12 protein-coding genes are annotated in these 14,232 nt (G+C 65.6%); 6 read left to right on the forward strand and 6 right to left on the reverse strand.

Annotation, left to right across the window (positions count from 1 at the left end):
- Window positions 1-26: 26 nt before the first annotated feature.
- From ACMVO5_RS03985 to ACMVO5_RS03995, 3 genes are read right to left on the reverse strand one after another with little or no spacing between them, the layout of a single operon-like run.
- A complete protein-coding gene (locus tag ACMVO5_RS03985; RefSeq protein ID WP_416908780.1) occupies window positions 27-1,160 on the reverse strand; it encodes a CaiB/BaiF CoA transferase family protein in 1,134 nt (377 codons plus the stop codon).
- Window positions 1,160-2,725 (reverse strand): MFS transporter, encoded by a 1,566-nt coding sequence (locus tag ACMVO5_RS03990; RefSeq protein WP_416908781.1) that lies wholly within the window; start codon window positions 2,723-2,725, stop codon window positions 1,160-1,162. Before ACMVO5_RS03990 ends, ACMVO5_RS03985 begins: the two co-directional genes overlap by 1 nt.
- 59 nt (window positions 2,726-2,784) lie before the next feature.
- A complete protein-coding gene (locus ACMVO5_RS03995; protein WP_416908782.1) occupies window positions 2,785-3,828 on the reverse strand; it encodes a DUF2855 family protein in 1,044 nt (347 codons plus the stop codon).
- Between the two features lie 75 nt (window positions 3,829-3,903).
- Here ACMVO5_RS03995 and ACMVO5_RS04000 point away from each other — a divergent pair, with 75 nt between their 5' ends.
- On the forward strand, window positions 3,904-4,383 hold the full coding sequence (locus tag ACMVO5_RS04000; RefSeq protein WP_416908783.1) for a biotin transporter BioY: 480 nt from the start codon (window positions 3,904-3,906) through the stop codon (window positions 4,381-4,383).
- Entirely contained in the window at window positions 4,380-6,584 is a 2,205-nt protein-coding gene (locus ACMVO5_RS04005) for a DPP IV N-terminal domain-containing protein (RefSeq protein WP_416908784.1), read from the forward strand. Before ACMVO5_RS04000 ends, ACMVO5_RS04005 begins: the two co-directional genes overlap by 4 nt.
- Here ACMVO5_RS04005 and ACMVO5_RS04010 read toward each other — a convergent pair.
- Complete coding sequence (locus ACMVO5_RS04010; protein ID WP_416908785.1) at window positions 6,581-7,924, reverse strand: S41 family peptidase; 1,344 nt, start codon at window positions 7,922-7,924, stop codon at window positions 6,581-6,583. The two genes, ACMVO5_RS04005 and ACMVO5_RS04010, sit on opposite strands and share 4 nt — an antisense overlap.
- A 251-nt stretch (window positions 7,925-8,175) precedes the next feature.
- Entirely contained in the window at window positions 8,176-8,544 is a 369-nt protein-coding gene (locus ACMVO5_RS04015; protein WP_416908786.1) for a nuclear transport factor 2 family protein, read from the reverse strand.
- A 114-nt stretch (window positions 8,545-8,658) separates the two neighbouring features.
- Here ACMVO5_RS04015 and ACMVO5_RS04020 point away from each other — a divergent pair, with 114 nt between their 5' ends.
- The 4 genes from ACMVO5_RS04020 to ACMVO5_RS04035 all read left to right on the forward strand — a co-directional run bounded on the left by ACMVO5_RS04020 (window position 8,659) and on the right by ACMVO5_RS04035 (window position 13,284).
- On the forward strand, window positions 8,659-9,495 hold the full coding sequence (locus ACMVO5_RS04020; RefSeq protein WP_416908787.1) for a DUF6544 family protein: 837 nt from the start codon (window positions 8,659-8,661) through the stop codon (window positions 9,493-9,495).
- A gap of 109 nt (window positions 9,496-9,604) precedes the next feature.
- Window positions 9,605-10,633, forward strand: a complete 1,029-nt coding sequence (locus tag ACMVO5_RS04025; protein ID WP_416908788.1) for a DUF475 domain-containing protein — start codon at window positions 9,605-9,607, stop codon at window positions 10,631-10,633.
- 48 nt (window positions 10,634-10,681) lie between these two features.
- Window positions 10,682-11,137 (forward strand): (2Fe-2S)-binding protein, encoded by a 456-nt coding sequence (locus ACMVO5_RS04030; RefSeq protein ID WP_416908789.1) that lies wholly within the window; start codon window positions 10,682-10,684, stop codon window positions 11,135-11,137.
- Window positions 11,134-13,284: a molybdopterin cofactor-binding domain-containing protein gene (locus tag ACMVO5_RS04035; RefSeq protein WP_416908790.1), complete on the forward strand. Its 2,151-nt coding sequence runs from the start codon at window positions 11,134-11,136 to the stop codon at window positions 13,282-13,284. The genes ACMVO5_RS04030 and ACMVO5_RS04035 overlap by 4 nt, the downstream gene beginning before the upstream one ends.
- On the opposite strand, the gene ACMVO5_RS04040 is transcribed toward ACMVO5_RS04035, so the two are convergent.
- Window positions 13,274-14,230 carry an SDR family NAD(P)-dependent oxidoreductase gene (locus ACMVO5_RS04040; RefSeq protein WP_416908791.1) on the reverse strand — a complete coding sequence of 319 codons (957 nt, stop codon included), beginning with the start codon at window positions 14,228-14,230 and terminating at the stop codon, window positions 13,274-13,276. The two genes, ACMVO5_RS04035 and ACMVO5_RS04040, sit on opposite strands and share 11 nt — an antisense overlap.
- Between the last annotated feature and the right edge of the window lie 2 nt (window positions 14,231-14,232).

Consider the following 14,232-nt stretch of genomic DNA (forward strand, 5'->3'; position numbering starts at 1 on the left):
CTGCAGCCAGCAGGCCATGGCCTGCCTTAACCTTCGCCGAACATCGCCCGCACGGCCACGTCATGCTCGCCCAGGCGCGGCGCAGGGCGCAGCTCGGCCACCGCGCCGCCAAAGCGCGCGGCCCCGCGCGCGCCGCGCATGAGCCCCGCCTCGCCCTGTTCAAACACCCCGACAGCGCCGGAATGGGCCACTTGCGGGTCATCGCAGACGTCCTCCAGGCGATTGACGCGCCCGCCAACCGCGCCCTCGCGCACAAAGCCATCCATCAGTGCTTCCAGATCGCGCGCCGCCAGCGCCTCCCCCACCAGCCCCGTCCAGTCCTTTGCATGGCGCATCCGCCCAGCCGAGGTAGCGAAGCGCGGGTCTTCGGCAAGAGCATCAAGCCCCAGCCCGCGCACCAGCGCACCGAATTCATGATCCTGCATGGCGCCAATCGCCACCTGTCCGTCAGCCGCGCGCCAAAGCCGCGTCAGCGCGCCATAGGCCGGCATCTGAGGCGGCGCATCATCAAGAAAGCTCAGGTTCCACATCGCCTCCGGCCAATTGAACGCCAGCGCCGCGGCCAGCATCGACACTTCAACCCGCTCGCCAAGTCCTGTCCGCTCGCGCCGAAACAGCGCGGCGGTCGCCGCCTGCGCTGCGGTCAGCGCCGTCACCTTGTCGGCGATCAGCGTCTTGACCAGCGAAGGCCGGCCCTCCTTGTCGGTCTGCGCCGCCGCGATCCCGCTCACGGCCTGCACGACGGGATCATAAACGCGGATGTTCGCATAGGGGCCATCGGCACCAAAGCCGGTGATCGAGACCATCACCAGCCGGGGATTGATGGCCTTGCAAACCGGCCAACCAAAGCCCAGCCGCTCCATCGTGCCGGGGCGGAAATTCTCGACCAGCACATCCGCCCAGCCGATCAGCCGCCTCAGCAGCGCCGCACCGTCAGCTGTCTTCACATCGGCAACCACCGACCTTTTGCCACGATTGACCGCGACGAACATCGCTGAAAGGTCGCCCTTTCGCGGCCCCATCGCGCGCACCGGGTCACCGCTGGGGCTTTCGAGCTTGATGACATCGGCCCCCTGCTCGCCCAGCATCGCCGCTGCCATCGGCCCCGAGACGATCTGCGTCAGATCGAGCACACGAACGCCATCGAGCGGCCCGGCCATCAGCCTGAGATATCCCGTCCGCGTGTCTCGGGCAGCCAGATTGCGGAGACGATGAGCGCCATCAGCACCACGCCAAAGGTATACCAGAGACCTGCATAGGCATCACCAGTGCGCACGACGATATATTGCGAGATGACCGGCAGGAAGCCGCCGAAATAGCCGGTGCCAATATGATAAGGAATGCTCATCGATGTGTAGCGTACCTTGGCGGGAAACAGTTCGACCAAAATCGCCGCCACCTGCCCATAGGTCATCGCCGAGAGCGCCACCATCGCCGCCACGGCCAGCACGATCATCAGCCCATCGACCCGCTCGGGGTCAGCCTTGTCCGGATAGCCCGCCGCCACCAGTGCCGCCTGCCAGGCATCCGCGTCAAAGCCCTCGACGCGCTGCGTCCCGACCTGAAGCGCCACCGTGTCGGCACTCGCTTTCCGATGGTCAATGCCATTCTTCGAAAGGAACGCCAGACCGCGCTCACAGTCCGTATCGGGCTTGCCGAACACGCTGTAATCACAAGCCGGCAGCTCGATCGTCACCGGATTTGCGCGGGTCGCTTCGCCGAGCGCCGGATTGGCGGCATCGCCCATCAGCCGGAACAGCGGAAAGATCAGCACCAGCGTCAACGCGTAGCCGAGCAGCAACAGCCGCTTGCGCCCCACCTTGTCCGACACCCAGCCAAACGCCACATAAAGCGGCGCCGCCAGCAGCGCGCCGAATGCCATGAAGATCAGCGCCTGTGTTTCCGGAATCCGCGACGTGCTTTGCAAAAAATAGAGCGTGCCGAACTGCGAGGTGTAATAAATCACCGTCAGGCCGGCAGCGACCCCGAACAGCGCCACCATGATATTGCCGATATTGCCCCGGTCGGAGAAACTCTCGACAATCGGATTCTTCGATGTCGTCCCGGCTTCCTTCATCGCCTTGAACACCGGGCTCTCGTTCAGCTTCATTCGAATGTAGATCGACGTCGCCAACAGCAGCAGCGAGACCAGGAACGGCACCCGCCAGCCCCAGATGGCGAAATCCGCCTCGCTGATGACAGCCCGGCTGCCAAGCACCACGGCAATGGCCAGCAGAAACCCTCCCGCCACTGACGCCTGAATCCAGCTCGTATACTGGCCGCGCTTGTCCGGCGGCGCATGCTCCGCCACATAGATCGCCGCGCCGCCATATTCGCCGCCCAATGCCAGCCCCTGCAAGGTGCGCAAAAACAGCAGCAGCAGCGGCGCTGCGATCCCGATCTGCGCCTGTGTCGGCAACAGGCCGATGGCCGCTGTCGCGCCGCCCATCAGCGAGATGGTCACCAGAAACGTGTATTTCCGGCCGATCCGGTCGCCGAAATAGCCAAAGAGAACAGCGCCGAGCGGGCGGAAGAAGAAACCAACCGCAAAGGCACCCAGCGAGAACAAAAGTTCCGTCGTCGGATTGCCGGTGGTGAAAAACAGCTTGCCTAGCAGCGCGGCCAAGATGCCGTAGATGAAAAAATCATACCATTCGAACACTGTTCCCAGCGCCGAGGCAACAATCACCAGCCGGTCCCGCTTCGGATCCAGCCCTGCGTCCACAGCTGCAGCCCTGCTCGCCAATCGCCCTCTCCCCAAACACCGAGACTTCTAGCAAGCGCTCAGGCCGCCGCAAGCCCCGCTACCAGACCGTGGCGCGGGTCTATCCGCCCTTCAACCAGCGCTGTCCAGCCCTCGATCACCGCCTGGGTGCCGTCAACACGCCGCACTTCAAGCCAGCCAAGCGAGCCGGCAAAGGCCGCCCATGCCGCCCCCAGCCGCGCCTCAAAGCCCGCCGAACCCCATTCCGCCACCCGCTCGGCAATCACCGTCGGCGCAAAGAAATATTGCGGCTCCGGTCCCTGCGTCAGGTCGGCTGCCAAAACATCCCAATGGGTATCGCCCACCACATGCACCGCGCTCAGCCGCTCGCCCATCGCAGCGTGCACATCGGCCCTCACCCGGCCATTGCCAGCCATGTCAACAAGAGCAGCCGGCCCGCGTTCCTCACCAAGCGCCTCGACCTCCTCATAGCCGAGCACGAGATCATAATAGGCTGTGTCGCGGCAGAACCCCTTGTTCGCAGCCCCTGTCAGCCCGATCACCCGCTTGCCCCTTGCGCGCGCCAGCATCGCAAGGCCCAGCGCCGTCTTGCTTGAAGCCGACGCCAGCACCAGCACCGCCTCGCGCTCGGCCAGCATTGCATCCAGCGCAAAGGCCGTGGTGAACAACGGCCGGAACAGCGCCTGCACCGCCTCATCCCCCATCGCGTCATCGGCCGGCACATAGCGGTTATAGACGGCCGCAAGCTCGGCCCGGTGCGGGCTCACATCATCGAACCCGCGCGCCGAGAGCTTCCCCACCTGCAGCACCGCATGGCTCGCCATGGGCCAGTAGCCATAATATCGCGCGCCCTCCACCAGCCCGTCCACCCGGCTCTCGACCACCCGGCCGAAGCCCCAGACCGGCACAATCCCCTTGCCCTCGGGCGCCGGCCAGAAGTTCCAATAGCCAAAGTCCACGCCGTGTACGGCATAGGTCACATTGTTCGCCGTCATGGCAAAATGCTCGACCGCAAACAGAGCCTGGCCAGGCTCAAGCACAGCCGTCCGCGTTACCGCCTCGGCCTCGCCAATGGCGTTTCGTGCCACCTGAATCTCGATCATCACCCTCTCCCCAGATTTTGCCTGTTTCATCGCACGCTCTTGTCAGAGCCGCCACCCCCCGCCAAAGCCCAGAGCATGCCGATCGTCCTCGCCGTCGTCGCCCTCGCTCTCGCCAGCCAGATCGCCATCGACCTGCCCTTCTCCGACGTGCCCCTCACCGCCCAGTCGTTCGCCGTGCTGCTGGTCGGCGCCGCCCTGCCCCCGGCGCGCGCGGCGCTTGCGGTCATGCTCTGGCTCGGCCTCGCTGCCCTGGGCGCGCCGCTGCTCGCCAATGGGGCCTCGGGCCTTGGGGGGCCGACAACCGGCTATCTGCTGGCGATGCCCTTCGCAGCCGGAATGGTCAGTTTTCGTCCCAGTTTTTTCGCCATGCTCGCCGCCCATGCCGTCATTCTCGCCGCCGGCACGCTCTGGCTTGCCGCCCGCATCGACCCAGATGCGGCGCTCGCTGGCGGTTTCTGGCCCTTTGTCCCCGGGGCGCTGATCAAGTCCCTGCTCGCCGCAGCCCTCGCCCCGCACTTGCGCCGCCGCTGCGATTCCGCCACCAAAACGCCATGATCCGCTTGCTGCTGCTCGCCCTGTTCCTGGCCATGCCCGCCCATGCCGGCGAGCCCATCCCCCTCGAGCGCGTCTTCGCCAACCCGCCGCTCGCAGGAACAACGCCGCGCGCACTCACCATCGCGCCCGATGGCGCCCATCTGGCCTGGCTCAAGCCACGCGAGAGCGACGCACTCCGCTACGACCTCTGGCTGCGCGATACCGTCTCCGGGCAAGAGCGCATGCTGGCCAACAGCGAAGCGTTATCGCCGGCCCCCGCCCAGCTTTCCGAAGCCGAGTTGATGCGCCGCGAGCGGCTGCGCATCGGTGGCCAGCGCGGCATCGTCGGTTATCAATGGGCGCCAGACAGCCGGGCCGTGCTGGTGCCGCTTGATGGCGACATCTGGCTCGTCCCCCTCGAAGGCGCACCCCGCCGCCTCACAAATACCCCGGAAACCGAATTTGATCCCAAGCTCAGCCCCAAAGGCCGCTTCCTGTCCTTCATCAAGGGGCAAAACCTCCATATTCTCGATCTCGAAACCGGCACAGCCCGCGCCATCACCCGCGACGGCGGCGGCACCGTCAGCCACGGCATGGCCGAATTCGTGGCGGACGAAGAAATGGGCCGCCGCACCGGCAGCTGGTGGTCGCCCGATGACAAGCTCATCGCCAGCACCCGCATCGAGGAACGTTTCGTCAAGGTCGCCGTGCGCGCCGCCATTGGTGCCGACAGCACCCGCGTCACCGAGCAACGCTACCCCTTCGCCGGCACGCGCAACGCCATGATCTCCCTCGCCCTTCACGATCCCACCGCCCAGACCCCGCCGATCAGCGTCGAACTCGGCCCCGAACAGGACATCTACCTCGCCCGCGTCAAATGGCTGGCTCCTGATCGCCTCGTCATCGTCCGCCAGCCGCGCGACCAGTCCCGGCTCGAGCTGCTCGATGTCGATGTGACCACCGGCCGCACCAAGCCGATTGCCACCGAAACCTCTGCCACATGGATCGATCTTCACGACACGCTGCACGCCGTCCCCGGCACGCGCGACCTGCTCTGGGCCTCGGAGCGCTCCGACTACCGCCACATCTGGCGCCTCCATGCGGATGGCCGCCAGACCCAGATCACCAGCGGAGACTGGCCGGTCGATGACCTGCTGGCCGTCGATCCCGGCGCCGGCCGCATCATCTTCACCGGCTTCCGCGAAACCCCGCTGGAAAAGGCCGTTTATGCCGCCCCGCTCGATGGCAGCAGCCCGCCCATGCGCCTGTCACCCGATGGCCATTGGGCCGAAGCGGTCGCCGACAGTCAGGGGCGCCGGCTGCTCATCACCAGCCAGTCCCCGGCCCAGCCACCGCGCATCGACCTGCTCGATGTCACCACCGGCTCCCGGACCGCCATTGCGGCCAATCCCCTCAGCGAAACTCCTTATGCCGAATTCGCCGCCGACCATGTATTGCCCGAATATGGCACCCTGCCCGGCGCCGACGGCACACCGCTTCACTATCAGCTGTTAAAGCCCCCTGGCCTCAGGCGCGGACAGAAGACGCCGGTCTTCTTCGAAGTCTATGCCGGGCCGGGCAGCCAGCGCGTCACCCGCCGCTGGGGGACGATGCTGCATCAGTATCTCGTGCGGCAGGGCTGGACGGTCTTCAGCGTCGATGGTCGCGGCACGCCACATCGCAGCACCAGCTTCCGGGACGCGCTGCACAAGAAGGTCGGGGTCACCGAGGTCGAAGACCAGATGGCTGGCCTTGCCTGGCTCAAGTCGCAAACCTTTGTCGATTCCGCCCGCGTCGCCGTCTATGGCTGGTCCTATGGCGGCTATATGGCGCTGCGCCTGATGACAAAGCACCCGGATGCGTTTGCCCGCGGCATCGCCGGCGCCCCGGTCACCGACTGGACTCTCTATGACACCCATTACACCGAGCGCTACCTCGGCAATCCCGCCACCGACATGGCCCCCTACACCGCGTCCGATGTCACCAAAGACGCAGCTGCCCTCGCCCGGCCGCTCCTCATCATGCACGGACTTGCCGATGACAATGTTGTCTTCGACCATAGCGCCCGGATGATCGCGGCGCTGCAAAAGGCCGGCAAGCCGTTCCAGTTCATGCCCTATCCCGGCCAGACGCATAGCATCCCTGACCCGGCACTACGCCTTCACCAATGGCGCACCATCCTCGATTTCCTCGCCCCCATCGCGCCGGACGCAGCCCGCTAGAACAGCCCCGGCACCTCGCGCGACACGACATCGGGTGTCTCGGGCAACACAAACGCGCGCCGGCGCTCGCTCACCCCGCTCAGAGACGCCGTGCGTGCGCCGATAATCGGCGCACATGGCCGCCCGGCCAGAAAATCGAGCGCCCGCGCGGTTGACGCCTCACGCGGGTCCCCCATGGCAAAGCGCAAATCATCCTCGGCCGCGCACGTCGCCGCCACTTCGCTGGCTAGCCCGTTGAAATAATCGCCCTGGCCAGCGGCATTGCGCCCGGCAAAGGCCACCACCCGCAGCCGGTCCCCACAGATCGGCCGGTCGCGGGCGATCTGGCCCACCGGCTTGCCAAAGGTATTCTCGCCCACCAGCACGCTGGCATCGGGAAAATAGGGTGTGAAGGCATTGATCACCAGCTCGCTGGCCGAAGCCGTCGCGTCCGTCCCGATGAATGCCAGCCTGAGCGGGGACACGCTTTCATCTGTCGGATCGAAAAGCTTGGTGAAATCAAACTCCGACTTGGAGGGCCGGAAGCGCTCTTCATTGAACACCTCGCTGGTCTGCCGGTTGCCGCCCAGCAAGTCGCCCATCAACTCGGCAATACGCACCAGCCCGCCACCATTGTAGCGAAAATCGATGATGAACTGGCGAACGCCCTCGCGCCGCAGATCGGCAAAGGCCTGGCGCAGCGCCGGATCGGCGGTGCCCACGAAGGTGCGCAGATTGACATAGCCGGTGCGCGTCCCGTCCGCGTCGATCACCCTGACACCAAAGCGCGAAGATACGGGCGGGATGTCGAACACCGTCTTGGTCAGCGTGACCAGCCGCACCGAGCCATCAAGGGCGCGCACGCGCAACACCCTCTGCAAGCCGGGCGTTCCTGGTCCCAGCGCCGCGCTGATCCCGTCTGTGCCTTCAGAAGCGATGATCGCCGAGACGTCGCGCAGGGTCGCCTCATTGATGCCGATCGCCAGGATCTCCGTGCCGCGGTCAATGCCGGCGGCCAGCGCCGGCGCGCCTTCAAAGGCATCGGCCACCACCACCCGCGCCGGGCTGCTCTCGCTCTGGATGCGAATGCCGAAGGCCGCCGTCTCGCCGCTGTCGATAAAGGCATCTTCCTCGGCAATCGACGTGATGAAGGTGAAGAAGCGGTCCTTGCCTTGCGCCCGCGCCTCCGCCGTCAGTTCATCGATCAGCCCCTGCACGCTCGAAAAGCGCGAAGCATCGACGCTCGCTGGCAACAACTCGGGAAACAGATAGAACTCCCTGATCTCCGCCTCCGCCCAGCTTTGCCGCGCTGACAGGCTGCACGATCCCGAAGACGCGGGGGGCGGCAGGGGACTGGGCACCGAACCGGGCGGCGGCGCGGGCGAAAGCGAGGGAACGGGCGCGGGCGACAGGGCGGGGACAGGCGTGGGCGAGAGGCCAGATGACGGCCGCGGCGATTCCACGCTACAGCCCGTCGCCATCAAGGCCGCACACGCAACACCAAGAACCCGCACCATCTAAGACCTCACGCCCCGAACAGCTGCTGACAGCCTATCAGGCTATCGCCACAGTCATAGCCCCAATCTGGTGCCGGCCCTGCTGCGAACAGCCATCAAAAGGCTGATTTCCATTGTTCCGTGTCAATGAACCAGCGCTCTTCACAGATCTTGTCGCCGGCAAAACGGAACAGCACGGCCAGCTGGCTGCCCGGGCATCTGGCGCTTTTCCAGTGCATGATGGAAACAACCTCATCACCGTCAGAAATCTGGCGAAGCCCGGCGATCTCGAAACCCGGCGGCAATGCCGAGCCGAGGTTCTCGAGCGCGCCGCGAAAGGCGGCCGTGCCGTGCAAAACGTCGTTCTGCCCGGGCATGACAAAGACCATGTCGGGCACATAATCGGCAATCAGCGTGTCCCAGTCCCCGCGACCAACGGCGTCCCAGCCGCGCTGAACGATATCGGCATGATCTACGGTGCTCATGGCGTCCCCCTTTGCAGCTCAGCCATTCTGAACAACACGCGGCGCAATAGCCAACCTAATCTCGTCAGCAGCCCATGGGTGGAGCCAGAAGCCCAGCAATGATATACGGATATCATGGCAATGATCGCCCCCATCGCCGCGCTGGGCGTGGCTGGCCTGGCCCTGCTCCGCCGTTCCGACAAGCGCGATGACCAGGCCGAATGGGCGCGCCTTGCCGCCCTGCAACCGCGCACGCCAAAGCGCTTCAAGGCCTCGATGCTGCGTGGCCTGCCCGAGCCTGCGCGCCGCTTCTTCGCCTTCGCCATCACCGAAGGCACGCTTCTGTTTCCCGTCGTCACGCTGGAAATGACGGGAAGCTTCGCCATGGGCCGCAAGGACGCACCGCACGAAAAGCCAATGCGCGCCCGCCAGATCCTCGCGGCCCCGCATGGATTTGTCTGGCAGATGGAAACCAGCGGCGCGCTTGGCCTGTCAGGCTCCGATTCCGGCCGCTGGACACGCTTCTGGATGGCCGGTCTCGTGCCGGTCGGGCGTTTCGGCGACAATGAAGATCATCGCCATCCCGCCTTTGGCCGCTATGTTGCCGAAAGCCTGTTCTGGGCGCCCGCCGCCCTGCTCCCCGCCGTTGCCGGCGAGGCCGTGCGCTGGGCAAAGGTCGATGACGCCACCGCTGAAGTCTGCATCACACATGACGGACTTGAGCAGCGTGTCGAGATCGAGGTGGACGCGGACGGCCAGCCGCGCCTTGTCCGCTTCCAGCGCTGGACCGACGCAAACCCGGCCAAACACTATCGATACCAGCCCTTCGGCGGCTATCTTTCAGACTTTCAGAGCCATCAGGGCTACCAGCTTCCCATGCATGTCGAGGCGGGTAATCACTTCGAAACCCCGGATTATTTCCCCTTTTTCCGCGCCGATATCAGTCGCATCAGCTTCCCGATCCCGGGCTGAGCCCGCGCAGCCTCCCGAATCCGTTCGCCAAATCGCGCGCCGGTGCTAAGCCGCGCATTGTCTTTAACTCAGGCGTACCCCATCTCCGTCCCATGCAATTGCCAGTCCCATGCTGAAACACTTCTCCGGATCGATCGCGTTCACCGTCGCCAGCCTCGCCGCGGCGGCGGCCTATGGCTGGTTCGTGCAGGGCGGCATGGCGCCGATGCTGCAGATTCTCTGGATCTGCATCGTGCTTTCCGTGCTCGAAGTCTCGCTTTCCTTCGACAATGCGGTGGTCAACGCCACTGTGCTCAAGGACATGGACCCGGTCTGGCAGCGCCGATTCCTGACCTGGGGCATCATTATTGCCGTGTTCGGCATGCGCATCGTCTTCCCCGTGCTCATCGTTGCCATCGCCGGCCAGCTCGGTCCCGTAGAAGCCGTGCAGCTCAGCCTCAACGATCCTGAACGCTATGCCGCCATCGTCACGGACGCACATGAAAGCATCATGGGCTTCGGCGGCGCATTTCTCATGCTCGTGGGCATGAAATTCTTCTTCAATGCCGACAAGAAACATGATTGGATCGGCGTCATCGAGCGCCCCCTGCGTCGCCTGGCAGACCTTGAAGCCGCCGAGATCATGATCGTCCTTGCCGCGCTCTATGCCGTGGCACAGCAACTGCCGCCCGAAAAATCGGGTGAATTCTTCTTCAGCGGCATGTTCGGCATCTTCACCTTCTTCGCGGTCGCATGGATCAGCAGCTCCCTCAAGGCGCCGGCCGGAACCGTGGATTCCGCCGCCCGCGCCGGGCTCGGCGCCTTCCTCTATCTCGAAGTGCTCGATGCCTCCTTCTCCTTCGACGGCGTTATCGGTGCCTTTGCGCTGACTAACAACCTCATCGTCATCGCGCTGGGGCTTGGCATCGGCGCCATGTTCGTGCGCTCGATGACCATCGCCCTGGTGCGCGAGGGTACTTTGGGCCGCTTCCGCTTCCTCGAACACGGGGCCTTCTGGGCAATTCTGGCGCTGGCCGTCGTCATGTTCGCCAATGTCATCGTCCATATCCCCGAAACCGTCACCGGCCTCATTGGCGCGGGGCTGATCGGCCTGTCACTGGTCAGCTCCGTGCGCTTCAACCGCGCCAACGGAACCTAGCCAGCGCCTGTCTCCGCCGCTATTCTCAAGCCGCCAAGGGGACGACTGATGCAACTCACCATCAACGACAGGATTGTGACACTCGACGCGGACCCGGAGATGCCGCTGCTCTGGGCATTGCGGGACATGGCGGGGCTGCCCGGCACCAAATTCGGCTGCGGCGCCGGGCTGTGCGGCGCCTGCACCGTCCATCTCGACGGCCAGCCGGTGCGCGCCTGCCAGACCCCCATCGGCAGCATCGGCACCGCCAGGGTCACGACCATCGAAGCGCTCGCGCAAAGCCCTGTGGGCCGGGCCCTGCAGGCCGCATGGATTGCTGCTGATGTGCCGCAATGCGGCTATTGTCAGGCCGGCCAGCTCATGTCGGCCGCAACCCTGCTCGCCGAAACACCCAGACCGAGTGACGAGGATATCGACGCGGCCATGGCCGGCAACCTCTGCCGCTGCGGCACCTATCTCCGCATTCGCGCCGCCATCAAGCAAGCCGCGGGAGACCTGGCATGAACGTCTTGCTCGACCGTCGTCAGCTTCTTCTGGGCGGCGCGCTCGCGTCTGGCGGCCTCTGGCTCGGCGTTGGCCCGGCCAGCGCTGCAGATACGCCGGCCATGCTGACCGCCTTTGTCAAGATCGCGCCTGACGGCATCACCATCGTCTCGCAAAATCCCGAGATTGGCCAGGGCATCAAGACCTCGATTCCCATGCTGATCGCCGAGGAGCTGGATGTCGACTGGGTCGATATCCGAATCGAACAGGCGCTCGCCAACAGCAAGATCTATGGCCGTCAGGTTGCCGGTGGCTCAATGGCGACGGCCCTGCTCTATACAAGCATGCGCCAGACCGGCGCCGCCGCCCGCCAGATGCTGCTCGACGCCGCCAGTGAGCGGCTGGGCGTGCCGGTCCCGGCGCTCACCACCAGCGGCGGCATGGTGCATGGCAAGGGCCAGAGCCTCAGCTATACCAGCCTCGCCGCAGATGCTGCCCGTCGTCCGCTGCCCGCGCTCGAGACCGTCCCGCTCAAGGACCCGAAGGACTTCAAGATCATCGGCCAGCCCCACACCGGGGTGGACAATGGCAAGGTCGTCGCCGGCGCGCCGCTCTTCGGCCTCGACACCGTGGTGCCGGGGATGAAGATCGCCATGTATGTCAAATGCCCAACCTTTGGCGGCAAACCGCGCAGCGCCAATCTCGACGCCGTAAAGGCGCTCAAAGGGGTCCAAGGCGCCTTCCAGCTCGACGGCAATGATAATGATTATGAGCTTGCTGGCGGTGTTGCCATCATTGCTGACAACACATGGGCTGCGATCAAGGCGCGCGAAGTGCTTGACGTGACATGGGATGCCGGCGCCTCGCAGAGCACCGCCGGCCTCGCCGAACAGGCGATGGCGCTGGCGAGCGCGCGCGGCAGCAAGCCCATCTACAGCGAGGGCGACCCTGACGCTGCGCTGGCCAAAGCGGCAAAGCGGCTAAAGGCCAGCTATCATTATCCCTTTCTTGCACATGCCCCGCTCGAGCCGATGAACTGCACCGCCCGTTATGAAGGCGGCAAGGTCGAGCTCTGGGCGCCCACCCAGAATCCCGAGCCTGCCCGCGCCAGCATCGCCAAGCTGCTGGAGATCGCGCCCGAGAATGTGATCATTCATTTCACCCGCAGCGGCGGCGGCTTCGGCCGTCGCCTGACCTCAGAGCCGCTGGTCGAGGCCGCCATGATCGCCAAGACCGCCGGCGTGCCGATCAAGCTCATATGGACCCGTGAAGACGACATCACCCGCGGCAATCTGCGCCCCGCAGGCTGGCACCATCTTGAAGCCGGGCTCGATGCCCAAGGACGGGTCATAGGCTGGACCAACCACTTCGTCAGTGTCGGCAGAAAGGGCGAATTCGGCCGGGCCGCCGGCATCGATGCCAATCAGTTCCCTGCCCGCTTTGTGCCTGATTTCCGCTGCGAAGCGACCGTGCTCGATCTCGATGCGCCGACCAATTTTCTGCGCGCGCCCGCCAACAACGGCTTCGGCTTTGTCATGCAGAGCTTCATCGACGAGCTGGCCCATCTGGCGGGGCAGGATCCCCTCGCCTTCCGCAAGACCCTGCTCGGCGCGCCGCGAATCGTCGCGGCCGAAGGCCAATCGCGGGGCTATAACGCTGGTCGCGCCCTCGGGGTTCTCGACAAGGTGGCCGCCATGTCCGGCTGGGGTCGCCGGCTTCCGGCCCGAGAGGGGCTTGGCATCGCCTTTCACTACAGTCACCTCGGCTATTTCGCGACCGCCATGCATGTCGCGGTCGCCGAGGCCGGCGACGTGACGGTCAAGGAGGCCTGGGTCGCGGGCGACATCGGCCGCCAGATTGTCAATCCCTCGGGCGCGCGCAATCAGGTTCAAGGGTCGGTGATCGACGCCATCGGCTCTTCGCTCGGCCAGGCGATCACGCTAGAGGGCGGCGCCATCCAGCAGAGCAACTACGACAGCTATCCGCTGCTGCGCATGCCCGATGCCCCGCCGGTCTCGGTTGAATTTGTCTTGTCGGACAATCCGCCGACCGGGCTTGGCGAACCCGCCTATCCTGCAACTCCGCCCGCACTGGCCAATGCCATCTTCGCTGCAACAGGGGTGCGGCTGCGCAGCCTGCCGATCGATACCGCGCTGCTCAAGGCCTGATCACGGCCTTTCCGATCAGCCGCGCCTCCGCCATGGCGGCATAGGCCTCTGCGGCCTCCGCGAGCGGCACGGACAGGCCGATCACCGGCCTGGTTTCAGCCGCCAGCGCATCGATCATGCGGATTGCGTTGGCACCTGCGGCAGGGTCTTGCCGCCCCTGTTCGCCCGCCCGCACACCGATGACTTCGATCTCCCCCAGCAGCGGCAAATTGAGCGGCAGCGACGGTGCATGGCCGCCGGCAAAGCCGATGATGGCATAGCGCCCGCCGCGGCGCAGCGACTTCAGCGCTGGAAGAGTGAGCGAACCGCCGACCGGATCGAAGACCAGATCGACATCGTGGGCCGCAATCACGGGCGCCTCCCGCGTGATCAGAATGGCCCTGTGCGCCCCCGCTGCAACAGCGGCTTCAAGACGGTCAGGCTGCGATGCAACCGCCGTGACCTCGGCACCCCGCTGCACCGCGAGCTTGACCGCCGCCAGCCCCATGCCGCCGCCGGCCCCGGTCACCAGCACATGCTCCCCCGCGCCCAGCCGGCCGCGATCGACCAGCCCGACCCAAGCGGTCAGCGCCCCGACCGTGAAGCTGGCGGCCTCGGGATCATCAAGCCCGGCGGGAACGGCCCGCACACTCGTCGCCGGCACGGTCGCGCGCTCGGCAAAGAGGCCGCCGCGCGCCGAAACGATCACCCGCGCACCGACCGATAGCCCCACGCCGTCCCCCGCGGCAACAACACGGCCGCACCCTTCGGTTCCCGCGACAAAGGGCAGGTCAGGGCGGAATTGATAGCCGCCTGACAGCATCAGCAGATCAGGAAAATTGAGCGCAGCCGCGCTGATCTCGACCATCACCTCGCCGGCGCCGGGCGGCGGCGGCTCCGGCCAGTCCTCATGGATGCGAAGCCCGCTCCGGTCGGCCGTCAGGTCGTGGCAAACGGCGGCGCGCATCG

This window comes from Polymorphobacter sp., from assembly GCF_048007885.1.
In the GTDB taxonomy this organism is placed as follows: Bacteria; Pseudomonadota; Alphaproteobacteria; order Sphingomonadales; family Sphingomonadaceae; genus Sandarakinorhabdus.

What these genes read in the sequence shown, in the direction of transcription:
- ACMVO5_RS04040 (WP_416908791.1), bottom strand. Translation starts at nt 14,230, where the DNA reads ATGCGCGCCGCCGTTTGCCACGACCTGACGGCCGACCGGAGCGGGCTT.
- ACMVO5_RS04035 (WP_416908790.1), top strand. Translation starts at nt 11,134, where the DNA reads ATGAACGTCTTGCTCGACCGTCGTCAGCTTCTTCTGGGCGGCGCGCTC.
- ACMVO5_RS04030 (WP_416908789.1), top strand. Translation starts at nt 10,682, where the DNA reads ATGCAACTCACCATCAACGACAGGATTGTGACACTCGACGCGGACCCG.
- ACMVO5_RS04025 (WP_416908788.1), top strand. Translation starts at nt 9,605, where the DNA reads ATGCTGAAACACTTCTCCGGATCGATCGCGTTCACCGTCGCCAGCCTC.
- ACMVO5_RS04015 (WP_416908786.1), bottom strand. Translation starts at nt 8,544, where the DNA reads ATGAGCACCGTAGATCATGCCGATATCGTTCAGCGCGGCTGGGACGCC.
- ACMVO5_RS04005 (WP_416908784.1), top strand. Translation starts at nt 4,380, where the DNA reads ATGATCCGCTTGCTGCTGCTCGCCCTGTTCCTGGCCATGCCCGCCCAT.
- ACMVO5_RS03995 (WP_416908782.1), bottom strand. Translation starts at nt 3,828, where the DNA reads ATGATCGAGATTCAGGTGGCACGAAACGCCATTGGCGAGGCCGAGGCG.
- ACMVO5_RS03985 (WP_416908780.1), bottom strand. Translation starts at nt 1,160, where the DNA reads ATGGCCGGGCCGCTCGATGGCGTTCGTGTGCTCGATCTGACGCAGATC.
- ACMVO5_RS04000 (WP_416908783.1), top strand. Translation starts at nt 3,904, where the DNA reads ATGCCGATCGTCCTCGCCGTCGTCGCCCTCGCTCTCGCCAGCCAGATC.
- ACMVO5_RS04020 (WP_416908787.1), top strand. Translation starts at nt 8,659, where the DNA reads ATGGCAATGATCGCCCCCATCGCCGCGCTGGGCGTGGCTGGCCTGGCC.